This window comes from Novosphingobium sp. ZW T3_23 (genome assembly GCF_044987305.1).
Classification (GTDB): domain Bacteria; phylum Pseudomonadota; class Alphaproteobacteria; order Sphingomonadales; family Sphingomonadaceae; genus Novosphingobium.
Window position 1 is genome coordinate 68,074 of sequence record NZ_JBJDRF010000007.1, and the last position, 20,781, is coordinate 88,854.

Annotated in this window: 41 protein-coding genes; 22 read left to right on the forward strand and 19 right to left on the reverse strand. The window is 63.2% G+C overall.

What is annotated here, in order from left to right; translation table 11 throughout:
• Positions 1-32: 32 nt before the first annotated feature.
• From ACI3K3_RS06290 to ACI3K3_RS06375, 18 genes are all read right to left on the reverse strand, one after another.
• Positions 33-566 carry a hypothetical protein gene (locus tag ACI3K3_RS06290; RefSeq protein WP_404912754.1) on the reverse strand — a complete coding sequence of 178 codons (534 nt, stop codon included), beginning with the start codon at positions 564-566 and terminating at the stop codon, positions 33-35.
• A complete protein-coding gene (locus ACI3K3_RS06295; protein ID WP_404912755.1) occupies positions 563-1,051 on the reverse strand; it encodes a hypothetical protein in 489 nt (162 codons plus the stop codon). Before ACI3K3_RS06295 ends, ACI3K3_RS06290 begins: the two co-directional genes overlap by 4 nt.
• Entirely contained in the window at positions 1,048-1,389 is a 342-nt protein-coding gene (locus ACI3K3_RS06300; RefSeq protein WP_404912756.1) for a hypothetical protein, read from the reverse strand. Before ACI3K3_RS06300 ends, ACI3K3_RS06295 begins: the two co-directional genes overlap by 4 nt.
• Positions 1,382-1,774 carry a hypothetical protein gene (locus tag ACI3K3_RS06305; RefSeq protein WP_404912757.1) on the reverse strand — a complete coding sequence of 131 codons (393 nt, stop codon included), beginning with the start codon at positions 1,772-1,774 and terminating at the stop codon, positions 1,382-1,384. The genes ACI3K3_RS06300 and ACI3K3_RS06305 overlap by 8 nt, the downstream gene beginning before the upstream one ends.
• A complete protein-coding gene (locus ACI3K3_RS06310) occupies positions 1,771-2,175 on the reverse strand; it encodes a hypothetical protein (RefSeq protein WP_404912758.1) in 405 nt (134 codons plus the stop codon). Before ACI3K3_RS06310 ends, ACI3K3_RS06305 begins: the two co-directional genes overlap by 4 nt.
• Entirely contained in the window at positions 2,175-2,582 is a 408-nt protein-coding gene (locus tag ACI3K3_RS06315; protein WP_404912759.1) for a recombination protein NinB, read from the reverse strand. The genes ACI3K3_RS06310 and ACI3K3_RS06315 overlap by 1 nt, the downstream gene beginning before the upstream one ends.
• A complete protein-coding gene (locus ACI3K3_RS06320; protein WP_404912760.1) occupies positions 2,575-2,961 on the reverse strand; it encodes a hypothetical protein in 387 nt (128 codons plus the stop codon). The genes ACI3K3_RS06315 and ACI3K3_RS06320 overlap by 8 nt, the downstream gene beginning before the upstream one ends.
• A gap of 11 nt (positions 2,962-2,972) precedes the next feature.
• Positions 2,973-3,515 (reverse strand): single-stranded DNA-binding protein, encoded by a 543-nt coding sequence (gene ssb, locus ACI3K3_RS06325; protein WP_404912761.1) that lies wholly within the window; start codon positions 3,513-3,515, stop codon positions 2,973-2,975.
• A gap of 2 nt (positions 3,516-3,517) precedes the next feature.
• On the reverse strand, positions 3,518-4,192 hold the full coding sequence (locus ACI3K3_RS06330; protein WP_404912762.1) for a hypothetical protein: 675 nt from the start codon (positions 4,190-4,192) through the stop codon (positions 3,518-3,520).
• Positions 4,192-4,968 (reverse strand): hypothetical protein, encoded by a 777-nt coding sequence (locus ACI3K3_RS06335; RefSeq protein ID WP_404912763.1) that lies wholly within the window; start codon positions 4,966-4,968, stop codon positions 4,192-4,194. The genes ACI3K3_RS06330 and ACI3K3_RS06335 overlap by 1 nt, the downstream gene beginning before the upstream one ends.
• Positions 4,969-4,993: 25 nt before the next feature.
• Positions 4,994-5,116: a hypothetical protein gene (locus tag ACI3K3_RS06340; protein WP_404912764.1), complete on the reverse strand. Its 123-nt coding sequence runs from the start codon at positions 5,114-5,116 to the stop codon at positions 4,994-4,996.
• Complete coding sequence (locus ACI3K3_RS06345; protein WP_404912765.1) at positions 5,117-5,356, reverse strand: hypothetical protein; 240 nt, start codon at positions 5,354-5,356, stop codon at positions 5,117-5,119. It abuts the gene before it with no gap.
• Entirely contained in the window at positions 5,356-5,565 is a 210-nt protein-coding gene (locus tag ACI3K3_RS06350) for a hypothetical protein (RefSeq protein WP_404912766.1), read from the reverse strand. The genes ACI3K3_RS06345 and ACI3K3_RS06350 overlap by 1 nt, the downstream gene beginning before the upstream one ends.
• Entirely contained in the window at positions 5,562-5,765 is a 204-nt protein-coding gene (locus ACI3K3_RS06355) for a hypothetical protein (RefSeq protein ID WP_404912767.1), read from the reverse strand. Before ACI3K3_RS06355 ends, ACI3K3_RS06350 begins: the two co-directional genes overlap by 4 nt.
• Entirely contained in the window at positions 5,762-6,088 is a 327-nt protein-coding gene (locus tag ACI3K3_RS06360; protein ID WP_404912768.1) for a hypothetical protein, read from the reverse strand. The genes ACI3K3_RS06355 and ACI3K3_RS06360 overlap by 4 nt, the downstream gene beginning before the upstream one ends.
• A gap of 236 nt (positions 6,089-6,324) precedes the next feature.
• Positions 6,325-6,636 carry a hypothetical protein gene (locus tag ACI3K3_RS06365; RefSeq protein WP_404912769.1) on the reverse strand — a complete coding sequence of 104 codons (312 nt, stop codon included), beginning with the start codon at positions 6,634-6,636 and terminating at the stop codon, positions 6,325-6,327.
• Positions 6,637-6,781: 145 nt separating this feature from the next.
• The gene (locus ACI3K3_RS06370; protein ID WP_404912770.1) at positions 6,782-7,093 is read right to left on the reverse strand and encodes a hypothetical protein; all 312 of its coding nucleotides are present in this window, start codon (positions 7,091-7,093) and stop codon (positions 6,782-6,784) included.
• A gap of 516 nt (positions 7,094-7,609) precedes the next feature.
• On the reverse strand, positions 7,610-8,068 hold the full coding sequence (locus ACI3K3_RS06375) for a hypothetical protein (RefSeq protein WP_404912771.1): 459 nt from the start codon (positions 8,066-8,068) through the stop codon (positions 7,610-7,612).
• 85 nt (positions 8,069-8,153) lie between these two features.
• On the opposite strand from ACI3K3_RS06375, the gene ACI3K3_RS06380 reads away from it, so the two are divergent.
• From ACI3K3_RS06380 to ACI3K3_RS06480, 21 genes are all read left to right on the forward strand, one after another.
• On the forward strand, positions 8,154-8,366 hold the full coding sequence (locus ACI3K3_RS06380; protein ID WP_404912772.1) for a hypothetical protein: 213 nt from the start codon (positions 8,154-8,156) through the stop codon (positions 8,364-8,366).
• Positions 8,363-8,677, forward strand: coding sequence for a hypothetical protein (locus ACI3K3_RS06385; RefSeq protein ID WP_404912773.1), 315 nt, complete (start codon positions 8,363-8,365; stop codon positions 8,675-8,677). Before ACI3K3_RS06380 ends, ACI3K3_RS06385 begins: the two co-directional genes overlap by 4 nt.
• A 3-nt stretch (positions 8,678-8,680) precedes the next feature.
• Positions 8,681-8,998 carry a hypothetical protein gene (locus ACI3K3_RS06390; RefSeq protein WP_404912774.1) on the forward strand — a complete coding sequence of 106 codons (318 nt, stop codon included), beginning with the start codon at positions 8,681-8,683 and terminating at the stop codon, positions 8,996-8,998.
• Positions 8,999-9,128: 130 nt separating this feature from the next.
• The gene (locus tag ACI3K3_RS06395; RefSeq protein WP_404912775.1) at positions 9,129-9,602 is read left to right on the forward strand and encodes a hypothetical protein; all 474 of its coding nucleotides are present in this window, start codon (positions 9,129-9,131) and stop codon (positions 9,600-9,602) included.
• Between the two features lie 23 nt (positions 9,603-9,625).
• Positions 9,626-9,907, forward strand: coding sequence for a DUF2312 domain-containing protein (locus tag ACI3K3_RS06400; RefSeq protein WP_404912776.1), 282 nt, complete (start codon positions 9,626-9,628; stop codon positions 9,905-9,907).
• Positions 9,907-10,107, forward strand: a complete 201-nt coding sequence (locus tag ACI3K3_RS06405; protein ID WP_404912777.1) for a hypothetical protein — start codon at positions 9,907-9,909, stop codon at positions 10,105-10,107. Before ACI3K3_RS06400 ends, ACI3K3_RS06405 begins: the two co-directional genes overlap by 1 nt.
• Positions 10,104-10,418, forward strand: coding sequence for a hypothetical protein (locus ACI3K3_RS06410; RefSeq protein WP_404912778.1), 315 nt, complete (start codon positions 10,104-10,106; stop codon positions 10,416-10,418). Before ACI3K3_RS06405 ends, ACI3K3_RS06410 begins: the two co-directional genes overlap by 4 nt.
• Positions 10,415-10,765 carry a DUF1064 domain-containing protein gene (locus tag ACI3K3_RS06415; protein ID WP_404912779.1) on the forward strand — a complete coding sequence of 117 codons (351 nt, stop codon included), beginning with the start codon at positions 10,415-10,417 and terminating at the stop codon, positions 10,763-10,765. Before ACI3K3_RS06410 ends, ACI3K3_RS06415 begins: the two co-directional genes overlap by 4 nt.
• Positions 10,762-11,607, forward strand: coding sequence for a helix-turn-helix domain-containing protein (locus ACI3K3_RS06420; protein WP_404912780.1), 846 nt, complete (start codon positions 10,762-10,764; stop codon positions 11,605-11,607). Before ACI3K3_RS06415 ends, ACI3K3_RS06420 begins: the two co-directional genes overlap by 4 nt.
• A 49-nt stretch (positions 11,608-11,656) precedes the next feature.
• Entirely contained in the window at positions 11,657-12,136 is a 480-nt protein-coding gene (locus ACI3K3_RS06425; protein WP_404912781.1) for a hypothetical protein, read from the forward strand.
• Positions 12,133-12,390, forward strand: a complete 258-nt coding sequence (locus ACI3K3_RS06430; RefSeq protein WP_404912782.1) for a hypothetical protein — start codon at positions 12,133-12,135, stop codon at positions 12,388-12,390. The genes ACI3K3_RS06425 and ACI3K3_RS06430 overlap by 4 nt, the downstream gene beginning before the upstream one ends.
• Complete coding sequence (locus tag ACI3K3_RS06435) at positions 12,387-12,602, forward strand: hypothetical protein (RefSeq protein ID WP_404912783.1); 216 nt, start codon at positions 12,387-12,389, stop codon at positions 12,600-12,602. Before ACI3K3_RS06430 ends, ACI3K3_RS06435 begins: the two co-directional genes overlap by 4 nt.
• A complete protein-coding gene (locus ACI3K3_RS06440) occupies positions 12,599-13,171 on the forward strand; it encodes a hypothetical protein (protein ID WP_404912784.1) in 573 nt (190 codons plus the stop codon). The genes ACI3K3_RS06435 and ACI3K3_RS06440 overlap by 4 nt, the downstream gene beginning before the upstream one ends.
• Positions 13,158-13,358, forward strand: coding sequence for a hypothetical protein (locus ACI3K3_RS06445; RefSeq protein ID WP_404912785.1), 201 nt, complete (start codon positions 13,158-13,160; stop codon positions 13,356-13,358). Before ACI3K3_RS06440 ends, ACI3K3_RS06445 begins: the two co-directional genes overlap by 14 nt.
• A complete protein-coding gene (locus ACI3K3_RS06450; RefSeq protein ID WP_404912786.1) occupies positions 13,355-13,732 on the forward strand; it encodes a hypothetical protein in 378 nt (125 codons plus the stop codon). The genes ACI3K3_RS06445 and ACI3K3_RS06450 overlap by 4 nt, the downstream gene beginning before the upstream one ends.
• Before the next feature lie 34 nt (positions 13,733-13,766).
• Positions 13,767-14,642 (forward strand): hypothetical protein, encoded by an 876-nt coding sequence (locus tag ACI3K3_RS06455; protein ID WP_404912787.1) that lies wholly within the window; start codon positions 13,767-13,769, stop codon positions 14,640-14,642.
• A complete protein-coding gene (locus tag ACI3K3_RS06460) occupies positions 14,639-14,938 on the forward strand; it encodes a hypothetical protein (RefSeq protein WP_404912788.1) in 300 nt (99 codons plus the stop codon). Before ACI3K3_RS06455 ends, ACI3K3_RS06460 begins: the two co-directional genes overlap by 4 nt.
• Complete coding sequence (locus tag ACI3K3_RS06465; RefSeq protein WP_404912789.1) at positions 14,935-15,252, forward strand: hypothetical protein; 318 nt, start codon at positions 14,935-14,937, stop codon at positions 15,250-15,252. Before ACI3K3_RS06460 ends, ACI3K3_RS06465 begins: the two co-directional genes overlap by 4 nt.
• Positions 15,249-16,634, forward strand: a complete 1,386-nt coding sequence (locus ACI3K3_RS06470) for a phage terminase large subunit (RefSeq protein WP_404912790.1) — start codon at positions 15,249-15,251, stop codon at positions 16,632-16,634. The genes ACI3K3_RS06465 and ACI3K3_RS06470 overlap by 4 nt, the downstream gene beginning before the upstream one ends.
• A gap of 221 nt (positions 16,635-16,855) precedes the next feature.
• Positions 16,856-18,292 carry a DUF1073 domain-containing protein gene (locus ACI3K3_RS06475; protein WP_404912791.1) on the forward strand — a complete coding sequence of 479 codons (1,437 nt, stop codon included), beginning with the start codon at positions 16,856-16,858 and terminating at the stop codon, positions 18,290-18,292.
• Positions 18,292-19,098, forward strand: a complete 807-nt coding sequence (locus tag ACI3K3_RS06480) for a phage minor head protein (protein WP_404912792.1) — start codon at positions 18,292-18,294, stop codon at positions 19,096-19,098. Before ACI3K3_RS06475 ends, ACI3K3_RS06480 begins: the two co-directional genes overlap by 1 nt.
• Here ACI3K3_RS06480 and ACI3K3_RS06485 read toward each other — a convergent pair.
• Positions 19,095-19,589, reverse strand: a complete 495-nt coding sequence (locus ACI3K3_RS06485) for a hypothetical protein (RefSeq protein ID WP_404912793.1) — start codon at positions 19,587-19,589, stop codon at positions 19,095-19,097. The genes ACI3K3_RS06480 and ACI3K3_RS06485 overlap by 4 nt on opposite strands.
• Before the next feature lie 81 nt (positions 19,590-19,670).
• On the opposite strand from ACI3K3_RS06485, the gene ACI3K3_RS06490 reads away from it, so the two are divergent.
• Complete coding sequence (locus ACI3K3_RS06490; RefSeq protein ID WP_404912794.1) at positions 19,671-20,780, forward strand: DUF2213 domain-containing protein; 1,110 nt, start codon at positions 19,671-19,673, stop codon at positions 20,778-20,780.
• Position 20,781: the final 1 nt, after the last annotated feature.

The window sequence follows — 20,781 nt, forward strand, 5'->3', positions numbered from 1 at the left end:
GCGCTGCATTACTGCGGTGCTGGTGTTCTGGCTCACCCCTCACCCCCGATCTGGCGGGCGCGGGTGATGAGTTCAGCCACATGAACTCGGAAGAATTCTTCCCCGAAGCCGTTGTTGCGCGCGTCGTCCAGCGCATCAGCAAGTTCGCTGATCAGCATCTTCGATTGATCGGAGGGGGCGGGGTGCTTGTAGAGAGGAATTTCCGTCCAATCTTCCGGGAATGGCCCACGCGGGTCGCCAGCGGTGTAGTAATAGTTCGTCGGATATGACGATGAACTGACCACCAGCCATGCAGCAGGCTCCCCCTCGCTCGCGGCGGGCAGAGAGGCGGCAGGGACCGTCCATTCGGCGATCGAGCGCGGCAGGTTCTCAGCATGGTCGTCAGCCGTCCAAGGCCACACGGCCACGACAAACCGGCTGATGCCTGCGTACTCCTGAGAGAACTCGTTCGCTTGGTTCGCCCAGGTCTGCGCGGTGGCAAAGTCAGGAGCGGCGTGGACATCATCGGGGCCGATGTGATGCAGGCACCACAGGCGGGTGTCATTCCCCGGCATATGCTCGGTCACAGGCTCTCTCCTCGGGCTTTGGCGATGGCCGCGCGGAGAGCGCTTGCGGCCTGTTCGACTGCGGGCTGATAAGGGTGAAGCTCCAGATCGTCCGGCTTCACCGTGAGGATGAATGCGGCGTACTGCTCCAGCAGATCGGCGGCGTCGGGAGCAGCCTCAATGAAATCGGGCGCGGCGGCGATCAGGCGCGCATCCGCACAATCGATCCCGCGAATGTCCATGCGATAGACGCTCGTGTTTTCACGCGCGACCTTGACGCCCACGACATCGCGGTCGCCCACCTCGAACTGCAGAAGCTCGCTGGCGTCGACCATGCCGCGACCGGCAGGCTGAAACTCGGGCTGCCCGCCCGAGAAGCCCCAACGCTTGAAGCCCATGACGTAGCGGCGACCGCTGTGCTTGGTCGCGAGATAGAGGCTATTGCTGTTGGCGTTACCGAACCAGCCCCACGGCCCCGGCGTATGCTCAGTGCGGGTATCGCTCATGCCTGTGCCTTTCCGATTTCGATGCCGCGGCGGACACCCTCGATTGCAGCCATCACGATCAGCGTGCAGTCACGGTTTCCGGCAATCGTCTCGGCTGCTTCAGTGATGTGCCAAGGACTGTCCGGGAAGTTGTGCTGGGTTTCTGCAACCAGCCTCCGGCCAGCCTCAACGCAGGGATCAACCGGCTCATCCTCGTGCGCGGCGATGTAGCGGGCGAAGGCGAGGGTCTGCTTGGTGAAAGCGCAGTCATGATCATAGAGGCGTTCCTCTATGCCTGCGCCGCCAGACAGCTCGCAGGACCTTACGTAAGCCCAATACGGCGGAAGCTGCTCAGCCATGATCCTTGCCCTCCTCGATCTGCGAGGGGGTGGCGGGGAGAGGCATCCAGTCGGTGAGGCCAACAACTCTGCTGTTATGATGGTCGCAGACCCATTCGCTACCTTTCCACCAAACGACCCAAGTCCGTTCCCGATGAAAGCGGTCTGTCGCTAGAATTTTCCAGCCATCCTTCGGCGCCGTCTCGATGGGCTGCCATGCGGGCGAGGTCATCGCTTCACGAGCTTCGTAGAGCCAGGCCACCGAGAGCGTGTAAGGCCAGCCCTCGATCTGCACTTCCATGCCGCGCTTCGCATAGGCTGGGCGCTCGGCATCGATGTAGTCTGCGAGATCCGCGAATGGCTTGAGGGCTTCCCGGAGGCGGGTGGTGATGTCGGGGGTGGTCATGCGATAGACTCCCACTCATCAGCGTCGATTTCAGGGACCGACCAGTCTGCGATCTTCCCGCCTTCGCCGATCTGCATGATGATGTAGTCGCCGAAGCCCTCGTCAGCCGGGCACAGGAAGTCGTTGGGCACATAGTACCCGCTCCACTTCATCAGGCGCTCGCCGGATGCGCCAGTGAGCCAATACAGGCCCTCATCGCAGACCTTGAAATGCACGTCGGCGGTGACACCTGCGGGCCAGCCCTCGACCAGGCCATCAGAGAGCCGGATGCGCGGGCACCAGTTGTCGCCATTGCGCAGCGGGATCGTCGGCGCGTCGTTGTCCTCGGGCGTACCGTTGACCGATGCGTCTTCCCAATAGCGGACGCGGGCTTCGACTTCGATGTGGGTTGCGGTCGTCATCAGGCGGCCTTTCGTTCGATGGGATCGGTGAATTGGATGCCGTGCTCGGCGGCGAAGCAGTGGATCGCTTCCAAGAGATCGCTGAACTCGGCCTTGTTGAGACGGCTCGACTTGAAACCGAGAGGGATTACGCCCTGCCCGTCCAGCGTCGGCTCGAAGGCGCAGGTGAACCCGGCGGCGTTCATGAAAAGCGCCTTCCAGACTTCAGTCGTCAGGACGCGGCCCTGCGGCTTGGCGCGAGCAATGTCGGAGAGCATAGCCCAGAGCTTTGCGTTCTGGTCGCTGGTCCGCGCCGCTTCCTTGATGTTGACCACGGCACCGGCGGGCGCCGCGTCGATCAGCCGGTGAGCCAGCGCGCGCACCGAAGGGTTGGCGAGCGTGATCGTCTGACCGCCTTGCTTAGCCATTGCGGTGCTCCCTGATCTGCTGCCGGCGCGGTGAAGCGTCGCACAGGCTTTCGATGAGCTGGTCCACCGTCTGGCCTGAAGCCTTCTGGTAGGCTCGCCAGAACGATTGCTCTCCGATCTGGTGCTGCTGCTGGTGGTGGCCGATGAAGTCGAGATCGCGACCGCAAAGCGGAACGGCGCGCCAGTCGTCCGGCTTCTGGGACATGCCAGCCCCGCTACCGTTGCGGACGTGGGCCGCCTCGATCGGCGCGCGCTGGCAACCGGGCCACGCGCAGTGGAAGGACCGGACGAACGTGAGGTGCGCCGGGCATTTCCAGCGGCTCTCGCGCTTTTCCTTCTTCGGCGCGGGCTCTTTGAATTTGCGGGGTGGGAGTGCCATGGCGCGCTACCTCAGAACGGAATGGAATCGGAGCCGAGGTCGTCGTCAAAGCCGCCGTCGTTCCATCCAGTGTTGGAGTTGTAGACTTCGCGCCCGCCATGCTCCCGGCCCCAGTCGCCGCCGGTGCGCTGACCGCCACGGTCGTTGCCCTCGCGCTGGCCGTTGCCGCGCTGCTGGCGACCGCCGCCCTGACCATCTTCGCCGCGCTGGCTGTCCAGCAGGACGACCTTGCCACCGATCCCGCCGACAGCGATCTCGGTCGAGTAGCGGTCATTCCCAGATTGGTCGGTCCATTTTCTGGTTCTCAACTGGCCTTCGAGGTACAGCTTCGAACCCTTGCGGGTGTACTGCTCGATCACGCCGATCAGGCCGTCACCGCTCACGACTACGCTATGGTACTCGACGCGCTCCTTGCGTTCGCCGCTCTGTTTGTCCCGCCAGCTCTCGTTCGTGGCGATGCGCAGGTTCGCGATGCGGCCTCCGTTCTGGAAGCTCTTAACTTCCGCGTCGGCGCACATATTGCCCAACAGGATGACTTTGTTGACGCTCGCCATGGTCAGGCCGCCTTCTTCTGTTCGTGGTAGGTTACGCCCGGCACCTGCGGGCGCGCGCCGCGCGCGTCGCGGTCAGCAAGCTCCCGAATGAGCGCGATGAATGCTTCCGGCTGCTGGCGGAGGTAATGCCGCAAAGCATCGTCCCGGTTGGTGATCTCGGCCGTCCAGAGGGTCCGCAGGCCGGTGGCGCCGCGATCGATCTTGTTGGCAACGGCGTTCAGCTTCTTGGCCGCTTCCAGATCCTGCTCAGCCTCGAAGCGCTGCTCCAGGTCCTCGGACTGGCGGAGCGCTTCCTGGGCCTTGCGCTGGCGTTCCTCAGCTTCCTCGCGTGCCTTGCGGGCCGCCTCTTCCTTGGCGCGCTGCTTGGCGACCCGGTAGGGCGTCAGGGCATCGTTGCAGGCGCCCTGGCCACGCGAGGCCTTATCGACGATCGGCTTCCACTTGGTCTGGACTGCCTTCGCGGCATCGTCGTGCGGCTTCTTCTCGGCGGCGCGGGCCTTGTCGGCATCCTGCTTGGCCTTGAGGAAGTCCTTCGACAGTGCGTCGATCGCGGCTTCCTGCTCGTCCGTCTCGACCGGCCCACCGGCGAGGGTGTCAGAGAGCAGCGAGAACAGCTCGTCGATGTGGAGGCCGAAAGCTTCCTCGGCGGGCGGGTTGTTGTGTCCGGCGGTGGTCATCAGAATCCGATCTCGTCGTCTAGGTTGAAGCCATTGCCGGTCTGGCCAGCACGGTTGGTTTCGGCCTTGGCCATGCGGGCCAGGTCGTCTTCGAGCTTGGCCACGGCCTCGTCGAATTGCGTCCTGCTCAGGTCGCGAAGGCTGCTGACCCCGAAGTGCTCCAGCACGACGGACGGCAGGGTGCGGGTCGCATCCATAAGCTGCGTGATCTTGGCGAAGCTGGCGTCGCTCATGGTGGTGCGCTGCTTGGCCGGGCGATCGGATGCAGGTTCCCGCTTAGGCTCCGCATCATCGCCGTCGTCGCCGTGCAGGTCGCCCTTGTGCCAGAGGTCGAGCGCGGCGCCGAAGCGCATCGCCGCATTGCGGAGCGCGTCACCGATGGCCTCCTTGATGGCATTGCCGCCGGTCTTTCCGTCCGCGTCACCGTAGCCAAGGCGGGTCACGCCAAGGACCGTAAGCCGGATCCAAAGGCCGCCATTGCGATCCAGCGCCGGAAGGCCGTCCTGGCCGAATGCGACCGGCTCCCAGAACCATTCCGGATCGGTGTCGAGCAGCCGGTGCGTCAGCGCGGCGTGACCGACGTAATCCAGGTGAACCGCGTCCTTGTGGTGGTGGCCGCCGCAGTCCTTGCAGTTCCAGACCATCAACTTCCGGTCGGCCTTGCGCGCGTCGATCTGCGCCCGCGTTTCCTTGGGCAGCTTCGAAATGTGGTCGGCCGAGAACGGTTCGCGGAGCTTTGCCAACGGCGACGGCTCGATCTTGGAAATCGCGTTCATGTGCGTGTCCTTGTGGGGTTGCCGGTCAAAGCCCGACCCATCCGCCGAACGAGAGTTCAGCGGTGGCGAGCAGCCTGCCGGTCAGAGCGGCAGCGACGAGAACCAGGGCGTAGAGCCCGTGCTTGCGGAGGGTGTGGCGGGTGGACATTCAGCCCTCCCCGCCACTGCGACCCGACAGGCGGCCGGGGTGGAAACGGTAAGCCGAGTGGATGCCGAGCATCACGACCAGCAGCACGACGATGAAGCCGATGACGGCGGGCCAGAACGCATCCGACAGGATGAAGGCGCGCGCGGCAGCGTTGTTGTCGGTCAGCATGCGGCTGCCAGCATCGAGGGCAAGCAGCAGGGCGGCGCCGACTGCGACCGTGGCGAGGATGATCCGGACCATCAGGCGCACCCCTCGTCCATGCCAGCCAGCAGGCCGTAGGCGAAAGGACTATCCTCCCACTCCCGGTTAAGCTGTGCCCAGCGAGCCTCGCCCATGTCGGCGCGGGCGGCGTTGATCGAGCGGTCCAGGTTGAAGGTCGGCAAGCAGGCCGGGGCTTCCGGCGTGTTTGCGATCGCGCGCTGGCAGCGGGTGGTGTCGGCGCGGCTCATGCTGCCACCTTCATGCGAAAGTGGAGGACGCCGACGCGGCGGATGCCAAAGGATGCGCCTTCGACATCGCGTGCCACCTGATCAGCAAGGCGACGATCAAGAACGGCAGGCAGGCCATCTTGGCTATCGGTCCACTGGTGACCGCTGGTTCCCTGCCACACGTTGATGTAGCCGAGCACGTGGTTGCGTTCGGCGCTCATGCCGCCTTCCTCCCCGCATAGTAGGCCGAAACCTCAATGTTGGTGGGGTCTTCGGCCAGCCAAAGCGCCAGCTCGTTCGCGGCCTCGTCGAACTCGCAGGGCACGCCCTCAAGCAGGATCTCGGCCTCGCGGACGATGCCCTTATAGATGCTGATGAGGTGGCTATCGCCGGTGTTGGCTTCGATGCGGCCACGGGCGATTGCAACAAGGCTGTTCAGGAACGGGCGGGTGTAGCCGCCGGGAACTTCGCAGGCTGCTTCAAGCGACGCAATGTGCGCGTCGTGGAAGCGGTCCTCTGCAATGAAACGGGTAAAGATGCGCATAGCGATCTCCATCGGGGATCCCGGCAGGTCTGCGCTTGCGGCTCACTGCTGGGCTGATGGAGGTAGTTTTGACGTGTCTTTTTCTACACGTCAAGCGCTAATGTATTTTTGTACATGCTCGGAAGAATGTCGTTCAGCCGCTCAATGTCAGCGAATCGCGAATTACCAATTTCGTTCAGGCACAAAAAACCCCGCCGAAGCGGGGCTGTGTGATGCGAGACGGATCGGGATGCTCGCTATTTCTTTTTGGCCTCTGCGGCACTCATCCCGCTTTGATAAGCGGTTGCCGAAAGACCCATTCCGCCTTGGAAGATGGCTACAGCGGCGTATGCAAGACCGGCGACTCCGATGGCTGTCCCTATGATAGTCGTGATCACTAGCGTCTTTGCGCTTTTGGTGTTGTCGTCAACGGCACCGATCTTTGTATCCAAATCGCTCACATCCTTGCGGATTTCTCCGAGGCGCTCAACGACGAGATCCAGTTTCCCAAGGAGTTGAACAAATTTCGTTTCAGCCCTTGCTTCGGATGCAGCCAGCTTTGCGTCCACCAGCCTCTCGTCTAGCTGGGCAGTCGCCGGGGCCGAAACCGGAATGGGTTGTGGAGGATTTGCCATCGCTTGGCTAACATAAGCCGGTGCTAGCGGAATACTAGCGGAGATAGCTGCGGCCGGAATGGCCCACCCCGAAGTCCCCTTACTCGGCGGAATTGCCATCGATCATCGCCAATTGCTCGCCCAATATTCTGTGGAACTCTCTCGCAATGCTCGTTGGGAGAACGAGGCTCGCTACGTTTTTTAAAGTGACTTCGCCTAACCCATTTTCACCGACGGCCATATTTTGCTCTCGGAACACCAAGATTGTATTTTCGGGAGTAACGAATGCTTGGGCGCCGGTCGCCCATTGGCGAGGCACATCCATCCCCATTACAAAATGCATACCGCGAGACATGATCGCATTGTTTGTGTCGAATTGCTCGGCGGTTTGCCCAGGTTGATTCGAATTCATATTGCCCTCCAAGTCGGGTCATCCTCTTTCGTGCATGCGAAGGTATGTCAAATGAAGTTAACGCCTCACCCCTCAGCGCCGGTGTGAGCTAAAACTGCATCACCGTTCATAAGACGACTTCCAATCCGTCACGACGATCGCCTGCGGCTCTCCCGCAGCGCCCCCAGGTATCGCTTCGAACTCGGTATGCCTGACGGTCGCGTAATGGATTTTTCCATCTAGGCCCGGCGCTTGGACAAGATCGCCAGGCGAGGGAAGATCAACGAACTTGTGCGGTCCCCAATTAACCTTCCGACCTCCGCCGCCGTGAACGAAAAGCTGAGCGATTATCATGATTTAGCGATCCTCATGGCGCACGCCTCAGGCTGCGATCATGAACCAAATCGGTTCGTGTAGGAAAAATCCTATAGTCGTTTCACTGTTCCATGCTATGAGAACAGAGCGTGAACACGGGAGGCGAATCGTTGGCACTGGTGCTGTCTGAACCGCAATGTGAAGTTGGCTGCCCTACGTGCTTTATGCGTTGCGCAATTCTTCCCGAGCGGCTCCTTTGGTGGGAGCGCCAGGTTGAGCGGATTTGCCGCGAGCGCTCGCTGCGGCCGAACTGTCCTGAGCTGCGCCGACAGCTAGATGTATCCTTAGCTGCTCACGAATCCCTGCTGCGACGGCATTCCGAATCTCCGCGATCCGCATACCAGCTTGGATCTCCTCTGCGGCTGTCTCAGCCATTTCCAGGAGCATCCCCTCACTAACAGGTGCGTCGCCGCCAAAGATTATCCAGCGCTCGGTGGTTTTGAGCGGCTCGGCCAATTTAGCCACAGTCTCCACCGTCAGAGACTGGCTCATACCCGCAAGGAAGTTGCGAACGGTTGTCTGCCCGACACCATGGTCCTTGAGCCACGTCCCCGTGAGGGGCAAGCCCAGTTCGGCCATGCGCGCCTTCAAGCGATTACGAATTTCGTCGTGGTCTATCACATGTACATTTTGACATACCGAAACTGGCCACCGTGAATGTCTAATTGTACTTGACCAATCGTGTATAAAAAGACATTCATGCTGCATGGATGACACTCAGAAGCTGATCGCGCGCGTTGACGCGCTGGCGCATCGCACCGGAGCGAGCACCTCCACGCTGTCCCGTAAGCTGTTCGGTAACGGCAAGCGGTTCGACGAGATCAAGGCTGGCGGGTCGCTCACCATGACGACCTATCACCGCGCAGTCTCAACGCTTCGCGATCTCGAAAAGGCTGCAGTTCGGCGAGCAGCCGCATGATCGGCCTCACCGCACAGCAGAGCCGCCTGCTCACTTACCTTCGCAGCTATCTCGATAGCTCTGGCGGAGTAGCCCCGACCGTCCGCGAGATGGTGGCTGGCATCGGAAGCAAGAGCGTCGGCAGCGTCCACAGCCTTCTCGCTCGCCTCGAAGAGCGCGGACATATCCGCCGCATCCCTGAGCGAGCGCGCGCGATCGAGATCGTAGACGTTGGACCGCTCCACAGCGTGCCCACTGCCGACCTCATCGCTGAACTGGAACGCCGCCGCGCCGGGTCCGTCCAGACCAATCCAGAAGTCGTGGGAGCCTGAGCTATGGTGGACTTCGCCAACCATCGGGACGTCAAGTCCACCCGTTCCGAGCACAACTGCGCTGGCTGCGGCTGCACTATCCCGAGCGGATCGCCCGCGTTCTACTTCTCCGGGAAGTTCGAGGGTAGCTTCTCGTCCTGCCACTACCACACCGATTGCCGGGACGCCGAAGTCGCGCTGAACGACCTCCGTCAAACCCTCGGGGGCGAATGGGACTGCGTCGGCGAAATCACCGAAGAGCCCGAGGACGTGGAATGGCTGATCGATAAGTTCCCGTCCGTCGCTGCGCGCATGCAGCTTCTCCCGACTGGCGAGGATTGATCCATGCCCGCCATCACACCCCACGCCCCGCAGGCCCCTGCCCGTGAAGGCGTGACCCTGCCCGTCCGGTCGTTCGAACCCCACACCCCCCTCCGCGACCGGACGGGCCTTTCCTTTCAACGCACTGTTCATGGGTGACCTTATGTCGCAGCGCAGCAATCATGTCCGTCTCGTCCGTTCGAACGACAAGTCGGATGTGTCCAAAGCGATTTCAGCAGGTTGGGCACGAATCCTTCGCACTGTTGGCAAGGGAACGTTCGCCGATTCCATCGACATTGGCACGAAGACGATCGATCGCGCGCTGACTGGCGAGAGCGTTCCCGAGCTGCACACCGCGCTCAACAGCCTCGCCGTCGACATCACCGCCCTGGACGAAGTTTTCGCCCTCTATGGCCTGCGCGTGAAGCCGCTCAAGGCAGAGCCAGCCAACGACCTCGCGACGATCGGGCGCCTGTCGAACCTCGCGGGCCAGTTCGCCGAGGCTCTTGCCGACGGTCACCGGGACCACCGCGAGACCTGCCAGCTTGCCGATACCATCCGTCCGCTGATGACCGCCCTTACGGCCATCTGCCTCGAAGCCGACCAGATCAAGGGCGCGGCCTGAGCCGCCCCACACGGAGAACCAACATGCCCGACACCGCACAAATCTCCATCCCCGGCACCGAGCGCAAAGAGAACCGCGCCGCCGACGATCGCCTTCGCCTGTTGATTGAGCGCGTGGAGCGCCTGGAAGACGAGAAGAAGGGTATCTCGGACGACATCCGGGACGTCTACAACGAGGCAAAGGCTGTCGGATACGACGTGAAGGCTATGCGCCAGATCGTCCGCATCCGGAAGCAGAAGCCCGACGATCGCCGCGAAGCCGAGATGATCCTCGACACCTACAAGAACGCGCTGGGCATTGACTGATGCTGTCCCGGCTCTTCCGGCGCCATGCTGCGCCCGTTCCGCCCACTACCCCGGTCGCGGCATCGAAACTCGCCAGCCACGGCGCCGAGAAGCGCCGGGCCGCTGCCCGCAAGATCATCCGCGACCGCGCCGATCAGATGCGCGCCGACATGCGCGCCCGTGGGATCGACAAGCCGGCCATCGACTGGAGCGCCCTATGAACCCGACGATCGTCTTCCCCTGCGGTCATTCGCATGACCTTTCGAACCTCCGCAGCATCCTCAACCCTCGCTGCGCCACTTGCGCGCGCGACGCCGAAGCGCGCCGGGGCAAGGCTGCGGTCACACGACCTGGGCCGCGACACCGAAACGAGACGGAATACAGCGGCCGTTTCCATAATCCACATCTCGGGCTGAGTGGCTTCGAAGGCATGGAAGCGGGAAGCCGCCGCCTCCTGATCGCCCTGTACCGCCAGCACCCCTATGTGTTCGATGCTGCCGAGCGCTCCGGCCGAAGGGTGGTGCGTCCGTGAAGCGCCCCAACAAGTTTGGCGCCCGCAAGTCGCCCTGCCAGCACGGCCACACCCACGCCAGCGCCAAGGAAGCGCGCCGGTGCAATGACCTGCATCTGCTTCAGCTCGCCGGGGTGATCGTCGGCCTGGAAGTCGAGCCCGTCTTCACCTTCGCCGTTGAGGGCAAGCCGGTCACGCACCTCAATGGACGCCGCGCCATCTACACCCCCGACTTCTCCTACGTCGAGAAGGGCCAGAAGGTCTGCGAGGACGTGAAGGGTGGCAGCGCCACCAACACGGAAGCCTCGACCCTGCGCCTGGCATTCGCGCGCGCCATGTGGCCGTCGATCGACTGGAGGACCGTGTGAGCAATCACCTCACCTCCGAAGTCTACAAGCGCCAGATCGGCAACATCGCCCGCAAGGCCGTCATGGTGCTTATGGCCGACAAGGCCAGCGATGATGGCTCCGGTATCTGGGCCTCGAAGCAGCGCATGGCAGACGAGATCGGTGCGTCGAAGCAGACCGTCATCGCGACCATCAAGGCGCTCATCGAAGACGGCCTCCTTCGGGAGCATGGGCAGCGTCGCTGCGCCAACGGGTACACCGTCGAATATGCGATCAATGTCCGGGTTCTCCGTTCTCTTCCCCTCGTGAAATCCCATGCCGATGACCAGTCAGAGAATTTGACCGGTCAAGGTATTTCACCGGTCAAGAGGGCAGACCCCACCGGTCAATCTCCCTTACCCCACCGGTCAGAGAATTTGACCCAAACCACCCTAGAACCATCCTTGAACCTATCGGATGCTTCGCATCCTCTCCGCGCGGAGCCCGCTGCTGAGCCTGAAATCGAGAAACCCTCGAAGGCCAAGCTCGTCATCCCGGACTGGATCCCTGCCGATCCCTGGAACGGGTACCTCGAAATGCGCAAGCGCATCGGCAAGGCACCGACCGACCGCGCCATCGAACTGATGATCGGCAAGCTCGAACGCTGGCGGGCCGAGGGCCACGACCCCGGCGCCATCCTCGACGAAGCAACCGAACACAACTGGACCGGCCTCTACCCGCCAAAGGAACCCCGAAATGCGACACGACCCCACGGAAGCCCGGACGCTTGGCGCGGTTCTCCCGGCCGTTCTGAACCAGACCATCGAGACGGTTTCACCCGCGCCCTCGACGAGCGGATCGCTCGCGGTTCGGCTCACGGATAGCCAACTGGCCGCCGCCGAGGTTGTCGCTGCCGCGCCGCTGCCCGCCCTGGTGAAAGCCGACGGCCAGTTCTTCGCCAAGTGCCTCCGGATGCTCGATGCCTTGCCGCGCCAGAAGACGGACACGCTCGGCGGCGAGCTTCGCGTCCGGGCCTACGAGATCGCGATCGGCCAGCGCCCCAAGGAAGCGATCGAGTTCCTGGTCACGGAAGCCCTGCGCAACTGCAAGTTCTTCCCCAGCACCTCGGAGTGCAACGAGATCCTGAGCCGCTGGGAGCGCAACGACGACGCCCTGCGCACCAAGCGCCAGGCGGAAGTCGCGGTGCGCCGGGAGAAGGAGGCCCGCTTTGACGAGCTGATGGCCCGACTCGATGCCGGTGACGTAAGCCAGGGCGAGATCGATGCCATGCCGCCGCGCTGGCAGGAGATCGCTGAGACACGCTCGCTGCTGCGACGGGAGGCGGGCGGCGGCTACTCGCTGCGCCTGCGCCCGCCGCCGCCGACCATTGATGAGACGGAGCAGGCGGCATGATCCACGTCTCCAGCCATGCGGTATCTCGCTACCGTGAGCGCGTCGCCCCGGTGAGCTACGACGAAGCGGTTGCGGCCCTGTCCACGCCGACGATCGAGCGCGCCGCTGCCTTCGGAGCCCGGTACGTCCGACTCCCCACTGGCCAGCGGATCGTCCTCGACTGCGACCGCGTCGTGACCGTCCTTCCCAAGGGATACTGGCAGGCCGCCATGGACCGCCGGCGCACCGCTCCTTTCGAAACGAGGTCCGCATGAGCGAAAACCGCAACCTCCAGCTCGGCTTCGTGTCGTTCGTCCTGCTGCTGATGATGGCCAACTCGCAATGTTCGATCACCACGAAGCTGGATCGCCTGGCCGACACCGCCGACGCGCAGCTATGCATCGAGGCAGCGAAGGCTGGTGTCGATCCGGCCGGGCTCAAGCAATGCAAGGGCATCTCCACCATTTCGAAGGATGCGCCCGCATGAACGCCGTAGCCACCATCATCCCCGCCGGCGCCCCTGCCACCACCCAGGAAGAGTGGATCGATCGCGGCCGCACCCTCGCCGACCAGCGCCGCGACGTAGACTGGCAGCTGGCGGACTGGATGGCTGAAGGCAAGGAAGCCGGATACCTGAGCCAGTCCGGCTTCGACTTCCTGTCCGAGAACCTGGGCCTCGCCCCGAAGCGCCTGAAGGACGCGCTCAAGGCAGCGACGACGTTCCCCCCGGCGCTGCGCGACCGAACCCTATCGGTGGACCACTACGCCGCGGTCGCCTCACTCCCCCAGGACGAAGCCCTACCGCTCCTGAAGCGCGCCAGCACCGACCACCTGCCGGTCAACGCGCTCCGGGAGCATGTGACCCAGCGTCGTTACGAGACAGGCCAGAACTATCACGACGACGACACGGACAGCACGCTTTGCACCCTGATCGTCCGAGCATGGAACCGCGCCACCCCCGAAGCCCGAGAGAGCGCATTCGAGCACTTCAAGCTCGCAGCCGCCGACGGGTTCGCAATCGTAGACGAAGACGAGGCCGCCGATGTCGAAGACTAAGCTCCTGCCCACCTCGGCACCGAAGCCGATCCCGCCCGAGTTCATGGAGAAGTTCAAGCGCCATGGCTGGCGCCGCGTGGAACAGATCTGGGGCAAGTCCACCGTGCTCGCCTGGCGCAAGGCCATCGGGGCCAAGCGCATGGCCGAGATCCGTAAGCGGTACCTGAAGGAGGAAGCTGCGCGATGAGTGCGCCCCTCAAAAACGAGAAGCACGAACGGTTCTGCCAGGCGCTGGTCCGAGGCGAGACGCTGGCACAAGCCTACGTCTCCGCCGGATACAAGCCGAACGAGAAGAACGCGGCGCGTCTGAAGAAAAATGAGGGGGTCGCCCTCCGAATTGCCTCATTGCAGGAGAAGGCCGCTGACGTGGCCGTTCTGACCGCCGCCGACATCGCCCGCCAACTCGATGAGGACCGCGAGTTCGCAAAGTCCGTGCAGGCCGCTGGCGCGATGGTCGCCGCCTCCATGGGCAAGGCCAAGGTACTCGGCCTGATTGTCGACAAGACCCAGCACACCGGCGCCATTCACCTCACCGTGAGTGCTGAGGACGCCGAGCTGTGACCCAATCCACCCACCACACCAAGGGGGAATGATGATGAGTGACAACGAACCCGTGGCCGAACTGATAGCCATGCTCGATGCAGCAGTGCCAACCGATCAGGGTGCGATCTTCGACCACACGCCCGAAGAGATCGGCCTGCACGTCATGGAGAACGTCTGGGCCATCTTGGCTGCACTGCGCCGCCCTGCACGTGAGGAAGTGAGCGGGGAGGAAGTCGAGAGGGTGGTTTTGCCGAACGGCGATCCTGTCGCACCGGATTGGGCGATCCAAAAGGTTCTTGAAATCTGCGCTCCAACGTATTGGAGCCTTGAGAATGTGAAGGCCTTCCACGTCACCGAAAAGTGGTCCCGCAACATCCTGGCTATCGCCTCCTACATCGCAGCCATGAACCCCAAGCCCGCCGAAGCTGCGAGCGGGGCGGGGGAGCCGGTTCCGGGCATCGGTGTCAGAGCGCTAAACCTAGCACGGTGCCTAGCAAAGGCTGAGTTCCGATCCGAGGTAGACCGCTGCATCGACGAGGCAAAGGCCATCATGAACGGCGGCGCAGTGCAAATTCCCCCTGCCGCCGACGTGGCCGCGATGAGAAAGGCGCTGGAGAAGATCGTGAAGGCCGGAACGTTCCAGCCCCACAGCGATGATCCGCCTAGCTATGATTCCTATGCGGACATCGCCCGCCAAGCCCTCGCCGCCCTACCCGATGGAGGCGCGAAGAAAGTTCGGATCGTCTTCCATCCCGACACGCAGGCCAAGTGGGACGCCCGTGAGAAGGCGGCGCGACTGGCGAAGGCGTTGGGGGAAATTCGCCATAGCATCACGCAGGCCCGCATCCCCGGCAACGACTGGCGCCGAGAACTCGTCCTGATCGAGAACATCGTGCAGGCCGCCCTTCCCGAGGAGCCGAGCGCATGAGCGGGGTGGAGACTTTAGCGGCGCAGCTTGGCGCCGATCAGAAGCAAGCCGTGATGCTGCTGGATGGCGAGTGGCACGCCGGCCCGAGGCTTCCGTGCGAAGTGCTCGACCATCTCTATGCGCTGCGCAATCACAGTATCGTCGATCGCCAGTTCGCAGATGATACGCCGGTCACGTTCTCGGGCGACGTCGATACCATGCTTACGGCGCGTGTGTCGGCCTGCTGGCATTTTCGCCTGACGACGATCGGCTTGAGGCTCCGCGAATATCTTATCGAAACCGGAGAATGCCCATGACCGAGATCACGGTTACGCAGGAGGATCGCGAGGCGGCGGCACGGCTGATCGAAAGCCGGAAAGAACTCTACTCGACGCCCGAGTATCTGGATGATGTCCGGCTTGGTGAATGTGGCGTAGATTTTGCAAAAGCCTTCGCCCGCCATCGCCACGAAGCCCGCAAGGCTGCTTTGGAGGAAGCGATCATAGCGGCGCACGGAGCCATCTTCGATCTTGCACTGGGTGACACTGGCAACGGGCGGAGTGTGTCGCCCGCTCAGTATTCCGAGGCTGTGATAGACGCCATCCGCAGCGCTGTCGGGGGAGAGGGGTGAACGCCATCACCTCGATCTCCCCCGGTGTCGGTCACAACGGCGGCCCGCCGATTGCCAAGCTCACCCCGAAGCAACGAGTGGCGAACCAGCTGCTAGCCAGCGCCGCCCGCAACATCATGCTCCGCGGCGGCTCGCGCTCTGGCAAGACGTTCATTCTCTGCCGGGCGATCATCCAGCGCGCCCTCAATGCGCCAGGCTCCCGGCACGCGATCTTCCGCTTCCGCTTCAACCACGCGAAGACCTCGGTATGGGCCGACACCCTGCCGAAGGTGCTGAAGCTGTGCTTCCCGGCGCTCCGCGTCCGGTACGACCGCACGGACTTCTACATCGAGCTTCCGAACGGCTCCCAGATCTGGATCGCCGGCCTCGACGACAAGGAGCGCGTCGAGAAGATCCTAGGCGCCGAGTATGTGACGCTCTACTTCAACGAGTCCTCGCAAATCCCGTGGGGCTCGGTCGAGATGGCGATGTCCCGCCTGGCGCAGAAGTGTGAGCTGGCCCCGGAGATCGCCGCCGCCACCGGCAAGACGCACCTCGCGCTCAAGGCCTACTTCGACTGCAACCCGCCGAGCAAGCTCCACTGGTCCTATCAGCTGTTCCGCGCCAAGCTGAAGCCGGGCACCAAAGAAGCCCTGCCGAACCCCGACGACTATGCCGAGATGAAGGTGAACCCGTCGGACAACGCGGACAACCTGCCGGCGGAATACTTCGACGTGCTTGCCTCCATGAGCGCTGCGCAGCGCCTGCGCTTCGAGGCGGGGGAATGGGCCAGCGACGTCAACGGCGCTCTGTGGAGCCTGGAGGATCGGCAGACCGAGGGCGGCGAAATACCGGGCATCGATCGGCACCGCATCGACAAGGGCGCCCTGCCCGACATGCAGCGCATCGTGGTCTCGGTCGACCCCTCGGGTACCAAGGGCGACGGCAACGGAGACGACATCGGCATCATCGCTTCCGGCAAGGGCGTGGATGGCCGTGCCTATGTGCTGGAGGATGCTACCTGCAACCTATCGCCGGAAGGTTGGGGCCGCCGTGTCGCCGAGGTGGCCGAGCGCTGGGGAGCGGACTGCATCGTCGCAGAGCGGAACTTCGGCGGCGCCATGGTCGGGGCAGTCCTGCGCGCGGCGGGCATCAAGACCCGGTTCAAGGAAGTGACCGCCACGCGCGGAAAGGTGATCCGCGCCGAGCCGATCGCCGCGCTCTATGAGCAGGGCAAGGTGAGCCACGTCGGCAGCTTCCCAGACCTGGAAGACCAGATGTGCAATTTCACTGCCGCCGGCTACGTTGGCGAGGGTTCACCTGACCGGGCTGACGCGCTGGTCTGGGTCATGACTGAGCTGATGATGGGTAAGGCAGGGTACTCGATGGACAACCTGCTGTAGATATACAAACGGGCCTGCGCCTCACGACAGCAGGCCCGTTCGGGTGTTTCCACCGAAACCGTAGGAGGATTCGAACCTCCGACAACCCCTTTATGAGAAGGGCGCTCTATCCAGCTGAGCTATACGGGGACAATGCACCCTCTATAACGCGACAGGAGGCGAAAGTCAATTTGTTCCAACGGCGGTAAAATCCATTACGCCAGGAACATACCCTCCCCCGCATGGCCTGGATCACCGACAACCTCCGAGGCGCGTTCGAGGCAGTCGGCCGCCTGAACCCGTTCAGCCGCATGGGAGGTGGCGTTACCGCCCTCCCCGGCATCTTCACCCACCAGCTTGCGATCGCCGCCTACATGTCGTCCGGCATGATGCGGAAGGTGATCAGCATCCCCGCCGAGGATCGCGTGCGCGAGTGGCGGGACTGGCAGGCTGAAGCCAAGACCATCGACGACATCGAGGCCGAGGAAAAGCGTCTCGGCCTGATCGGCAAGGTCCAGGAAGCGGAGAACCTGCGAGGCATCGGAGGCGGCGCCTTGGTGATCATCACCGCAGGCGATCACTCCACCGAACTGAAGCCCGACCAAATCCGCAAGGGCGGTATCGTGGCGATCAACGTCGTCTCGCGCTGGCAGATCACCGGCAAGGACTGGATCAAGGATCTCGCCTCCCCCCGCTACGGCGAGCCCACCATGTGGGAGATGCAGGGCGACAGGGGCTCGCAGGTCCGCATCCACCCAAGCCGGGTCATCTGCTTCCGTGGCGCGCGCCTCCCCGCCGGGTCCGCCGTCGCCGACGAAGAACTGTTCTGGGGTGATAGCCGCCTGCTGCGCGTCTGCACCGAGGTCCAGCGCTCCGACGAGACGCAGGCATGGTTCGCCGCTCTGGTCCGCAAGGCCAAGCTCCTGCGCTTCGGCATTCCGGACCTCGATAGCCGAGACCAGGAATCCCTTGCCAAGCGTGTCGAGGTAATCGCCCTCGGGGAAAGTAGCCTCAACGCCACCCTCTATCGCTCGTCGAGTGGCTCCGATGATCCGGGCGAGACGGTGAGTGACTACCAAATAACCTGGAACGGCATCCCCGCGATGATGGATGCTTTCGACCAGCGCGTTGCCGCCGTGTCCGACATCCCGTTCACCCGCCTGACCGGGCGGTCACCTGCTGGCATGAACGCCACCGGCAAGTCCGACGACGACAACTGGAACAAGATGGTGGTCGCCGGGCAGAAGCTTGAGCTGCGCCCCTGCCTCGAATTGCTGGACCCGTTCCTGCTGCGCTCGGCCGGCGCCGATCCGGCGAAGGTGACGTGGAAGTTCGCCCCGCTCTCCGTGCCCTCCGAGAAGGAAGAGGCCGAGACGTTCAACACCACCATGGACGCGGTGACGAAGCTCCAAGCCACCGGTGCCATTCCGGACGAGGCATTCGCGAAGGGCGTGCAGAACCTGATGTCCGAGCGCGAGTATGTGCCCGGCCTCGACCAGGCCTTGGCCGACATCCCCGAAAACGAGAGGTTCGGGTTGAACCCGGACGACGACGGGACAGACCCGTCTGCCATACAGGCCGAAGGAGGTGATCCTGATCTCGAAGGCGTAGGCGGCGCGAGTGGAAGCGCGCCGCCTCGCCGGGCCGCCAACGACGGGAAGCCCGCGGAGGCCGAGTAGTGGCCCGCTTCGATCTAGCGGCGATGGCGAAGCGAGTCCGCCCCGGTACCCGGCGCAAGGCCATCGTCCTGCGCGATATCGATCCTCCGGGAACGCTTGCAACGAACCTCTACCGCTCGTCATACCTGCCGGTCGTGCTGGCATGGGCCGCAGCAGCCGAGCGCATCATTGCTGCCTACACCTCGACCCTCTCAGAACTCACCACGGACGCCCCGGCTGACGTGCGCGCCGAGATCGACGGCGCTGCCGAGCAGATCAACCGGCTTGTGCTGCTGCTGACGCCAGAGGTGCGAGACTGGGCCTTGCGTACAGAGCAATTGTTCCGCGGCAAGTGGCGCGGCGCGGTCCTATCGGCGACCGGCGTGGACCTGGAGACGATGATCGGCGCCGGTGACGTGCGTGCCAGCCTGGAGACGTCGATCGAATGGAACGTTGCCCTGGTCAAGGACGTGTCCGACGTGACGCGCCAGAAGATCAGCAACGCCGTGTTTGATGGGCTTCGCAACCGGACCCCGGCCCGCGAGGTGGCCAGCACCATCCGCAACAGCGTGGGCATGAGCCGGAAGCGGGCGACCCGGATCGCCTCAGACCAGCTCAACAAATTGACCAGCGCGCTTGCGGAGGAACGGCGCCGGGAGGCGGGCATCGATACCTGGATATGGCGGCACAGCCGGAAGGCCCACCCGCGCCTCAATCACCAGGCGCGGGATGGGAACGAATACACCGATGAGACGGCACCGCAGGACTTGCCGGGTAGGTTGCCCTACTGCGGGTGCCGGTCGCAGGCGGTGGTCACCTTCGATTAGTCGCGTGCGTATTCGAAAGCTTCATAGCTCCAAAGCTCTAACCTCTCGCCACCGGCCGTCGATATTATCTTCCAGCGAGTGAAATCGAGATCATTCTTTTGGCCCAGGTCCTCACTCGCCGCGGAGTCATCGATTCTGACGTAATGAAGCTCTTCGAAACCGTAGCTGGTTTTCACAATAGATCCTATGGACACGCCGTCCCGCGTGAGCCTTAGACAACCTACTCGAACTTCCTTTTGTGAGCGATTCACGCCTGAGGTAAGATCCACTTCGAAATCAAGGTCGCCAACGGCGAGAGCAGTTTCAGACCGCAGTTTCCCTACAGAGAAAGCCGTTCCCATATTCGGCCCATCCAGGCAAATCAGAAATGGGTCGTCACCTCCAGTGATAAGGCCGCTGTCTCCACTGCGTGGGAGAAGCTTGACGAAAGAGGGCTTGGATACTTCCTTAACGTCGACGACCTGAATCGTATTTGTGGAAATATATGACATTTTCCCTCCTGTTTAACTGGTAGCTATGTAAACCGGCGATGGCGGTAAAGCTACGCCTCGCGCGCGAATACCGTGCGAGGCATGGTGCAACTCTGCGATACCCTTGACGCCGCAACGACCGCCCGCATTTGCGCGGACGGCAGCCTTGTTGCCGAAGTCCGGGGCGCTCGCGTCGGCATCCAGACCTATCTTCCTGATGAAGCCGGAGCCCCTGAAAACTTCAAGGGCTCGGTCGTTCGCGCCTACCGGCCTGAAGACGAAGTTTTCAGCCGCGATAGCATGGCGTCTTTCGCGGCGGCAGTCTTCACCATCAATCACCCCGCCGAAATGGTCGATGCCGCCAATTGGAAGCAGCACGGCGTAGGCGAAGTCAACGGCGACATCGTCCGCGACGGCGAGTTCGTGCGCGTCCCTGTCATTGTGCGCGATGCGGCCGCTGTTGAGACCGTCCGCACGACCCACAAGCAGCTCTCCATGGGTTACACCTGCACGCTCGATTGGACCCCCGGCGTGACGCCGAGCGGTGAAGCCTACGACGCTGTGCAGCGGGATATCCGCATCAATCACATCGCTGCCGTGCCTGCCGCAAGAGGCGGCCCGGAACTCAAGATCAGCGACGAACGACCTTCACCACCGGAGAAGAAAACGATGAAGATCAAGATCGGCGACGCCGAAGTCGATGCGACCAACGGCGAGGCCGTGAAGGTTGCAGTCGATGCCGCACTCTCGGCAAAGGACGCGAAGATCGGCACCCTGACCGCCGACCTCGCCAACGCCACCACCTCCATCCAGGCCAAGGACGGCGAGATCGCTGCCCTGAATGCCAAGCTCGCAGACGCGGAGGTCACCCCCGCCAAGCTCCAGGCGCTGGCCGATGCCCGCGCCGACGTGATCGGCAAGGCCAAGGCCATCGCTCCGAACATCGTCACCGACGGCAAGACCGACGCGGAGATCCGCAAGGAAGCCGTGACCGCCAAGCTCGGCGACGCCGCCAAGGACATGGCCGATGCTGCGATCGAGGGCGCATTTGTCGCCTTCACCAAGGACGCGAAGCCGGCGCAGCAGGTTGTTCAGCCGATCGGATCGCCGGTCGTCCTCGGTGACGCTGCCTCCGAATACCAGGCCGACCGCGCCAAGCGGCGCGCTGCCCTTTCCGATGCGTGGCGCCAGCCCGCTGACACCGCCGCGTAAG

Coding starts and splice junctions, on each gene's coding strand:
- ACI3K3_RS06295 (WP_404912755.1), bottom strand. CDS start 1,051: ATGAGCGATACCCGCACTGAGCATACGCCGGGGCCGTGGGGCTGGTTC.
- ACI3K3_RS06300 (WP_404912756.1), bottom strand. CDS start 1,389: ATGGCTGAGCAGCTTCCGCCGTATTGGGCTTACGTAAGGTCCTGCGAG.
- ACI3K3_RS06305 (WP_404912757.1), bottom strand. CDS start 1,774: ATGACCACCCCCGACATCACCACCCGCCTCCGGGAAGCCCTCAAGCCA.
- ACI3K3_RS06310 (WP_404912758.1), bottom strand. CDS start 2,175: ATGACGACCGCAACCCACATCGAAGTCGAAGCCCGCGTCCGCTATTGG.
- ACI3K3_RS06315 (WP_404912759.1), bottom strand. CDS start 2,582: ATGGCTAAGCAAGGCGGTCAGACGATCACGCTCGCCAACCCTTCGGTG.
- ACI3K3_RS06320 (WP_404912760.1), bottom strand. CDS start 2,961: ATGGCACTCCCACCCCGCAAATTCAAAGAGCCCGCGCCGAAGAAGGAA.
- ssb (WP_404912761.1), bottom strand. CDS start 3,515: ATGGCGAGCGTCAACAAAGTCATCCTGTTGGGCAATATGTGCGCCGAC.
- ACI3K3_RS06330 (WP_404912762.1), bottom strand. CDS start 4,192: ATGACCACCGCCGGACACAACAACCCGCCCGCCGAGGAAGCTTTCGGC.
- ACI3K3_RS06335 (WP_404912763.1), bottom strand. CDS start 4,968: ATGAACGCGATTTCCAAGATCGAGCCGTCGCCGTTGGCAAAGCTCCGC.
- ACI3K3_RS06340 (WP_404912764.1), bottom strand. CDS start 5,116: ATGTCCACCCGCCACACCCTCCGCAAGCACGGGCTCTACGCCCTGGTT.
- ACI3K3_RS06345 (WP_404912765.1), bottom strand. CDS start 5,356: ATGGTCCGGATCATCCTCGCCACGGTCGCAGTCGGCGCCGCCCTGCTG.
- ACI3K3_RS06350 (WP_404912766.1), bottom strand. CDS start 5,565: ATGAGCCGCGCCGACACCACCCGCTGCCAGCGCGCGATCGCAAACACG.
- ACI3K3_RS06355 (WP_404912767.1), bottom strand. CDS start 5,765: ATGAGCGCCGAACGCAACCACGTGCTCGGCTACATCAACGTGTGGCAG.
- ACI3K3_RS06360 (WP_404912768.1), bottom strand. CDS start 6,088: ATGCGCATCTTTACCCGTTTCATTGCAGAGGACCGCTTCCACGACGCG.
- ACI3K3_RS06370 (WP_404912770.1), bottom strand. CDS start 7,093: ATGAATTCGAATCAACCTGGGCAAACCGCCGAGCAATTCGACACAAAC.
- ACI3K3_RS06380 (WP_404912772.1), top strand. CDS start 8,154: ATGGATGACACTCAGAAGCTGATCGCGCGCGTTGACGCGCTGGCGCAT.
- ACI3K3_RS06385 (WP_404912773.1), top strand. CDS start 8,363: ATGATCGGCCTCACCGCACAGCAGAGCCGCCTGCTCACTTACCTTCGC.
- ACI3K3_RS06390 (WP_404912774.1), top strand. CDS start 8,681: ATGGTGGACTTCGCCAACCATCGGGACGTCAAGTCCACCCGTTCCGAG.
- ACI3K3_RS06395 (WP_404912775.1), top strand. CDS start 9,129: ATGGGTGACCTTATGTCGCAGCGCAGCAATCATGTCCGTCTCGTCCGT.
- ACI3K3_RS06400 (WP_404912776.1), top strand. CDS start 9,626: ATGCCCGACACCGCACAAATCTCCATCCCCGGCACCGAGCGCAAAGAG.
- ACI3K3_RS06405 (WP_404912777.1), top strand. CDS start 9,907: ATGCTGTCCCGGCTCTTCCGGCGCCATGCTGCGCCCGTTCCGCCCACT.
- ACI3K3_RS06410 (WP_404912778.1), top strand. CDS start 10,104: ATGAACCCGACGATCGTCTTCCCCTGCGGTCATTCGCATGACCTTTCG.
- ACI3K3_RS06430 (WP_404912782.1), top strand. CDS start 12,133: ATGATCCACGTCTCCAGCCATGCGGTATCTCGCTACCGTGAGCGCGTC.
- ACI3K3_RS06435 (WP_404912783.1), top strand. CDS start 12,387: ATGAGCGAAAACCGCAACCTCCAGCTCGGCTTCGTGTCGTTCGTCCTG.
- ACI3K3_RS06440 (WP_404912784.1), top strand. CDS start 12,599: ATGAACGCCGTAGCCACCATCATCCCCGCCGGCGCCCCTGCCACCACC.
- ACI3K3_RS06445 (WP_404912785.1), top strand. CDS start 13,158: ATGTCGAAGACTAAGCTCCTGCCCACCTCGGCACCGAAGCCGATCCCG.
- ACI3K3_RS06450 (WP_404912786.1), top strand. CDS start 13,355: ATGAGTGCGCCCCTCAAAAACGAGAAGCACGAACGGTTCTGCCAGGCG.
- ACI3K3_RS06455 (WP_404912787.1), top strand. CDS start 13,767: ATGAGTGACAACGAACCCGTGGCCGAACTGATAGCCATGCTCGATGCA.
- ACI3K3_RS06460 (WP_404912788.1), top strand. CDS start 14,639: ATGAGCGGGGTGGAGACTTTAGCGGCGCAGCTTGGCGCCGATCAGAAG.
- ACI3K3_RS06465 (WP_404912789.1), top strand. CDS start 14,935: ATGACCGAGATCACGGTTACGCAGGAGGATCGCGAGGCGGCGGCACGG.
- ACI3K3_RS06475 (WP_404912791.1), top strand. CDS start 16,856: ATGGCCTGGATCACCGACAACCTCCGAGGCGCGTTCGAGGCAGTCGGC.
- ACI3K3_RS06485 (WP_404912793.1), bottom strand. CDS start 19,589: ATGTCATATATTTCCACAAATACGATTCAGGTCGTCGACGTTAAGGAA.
- ACI3K3_RS06490 (WP_404912794.1), top strand. CDS start 19,671: ATGGTGCAACTCTGCGATACCCTTGACGCCGCAACGACCGCCCGCATT.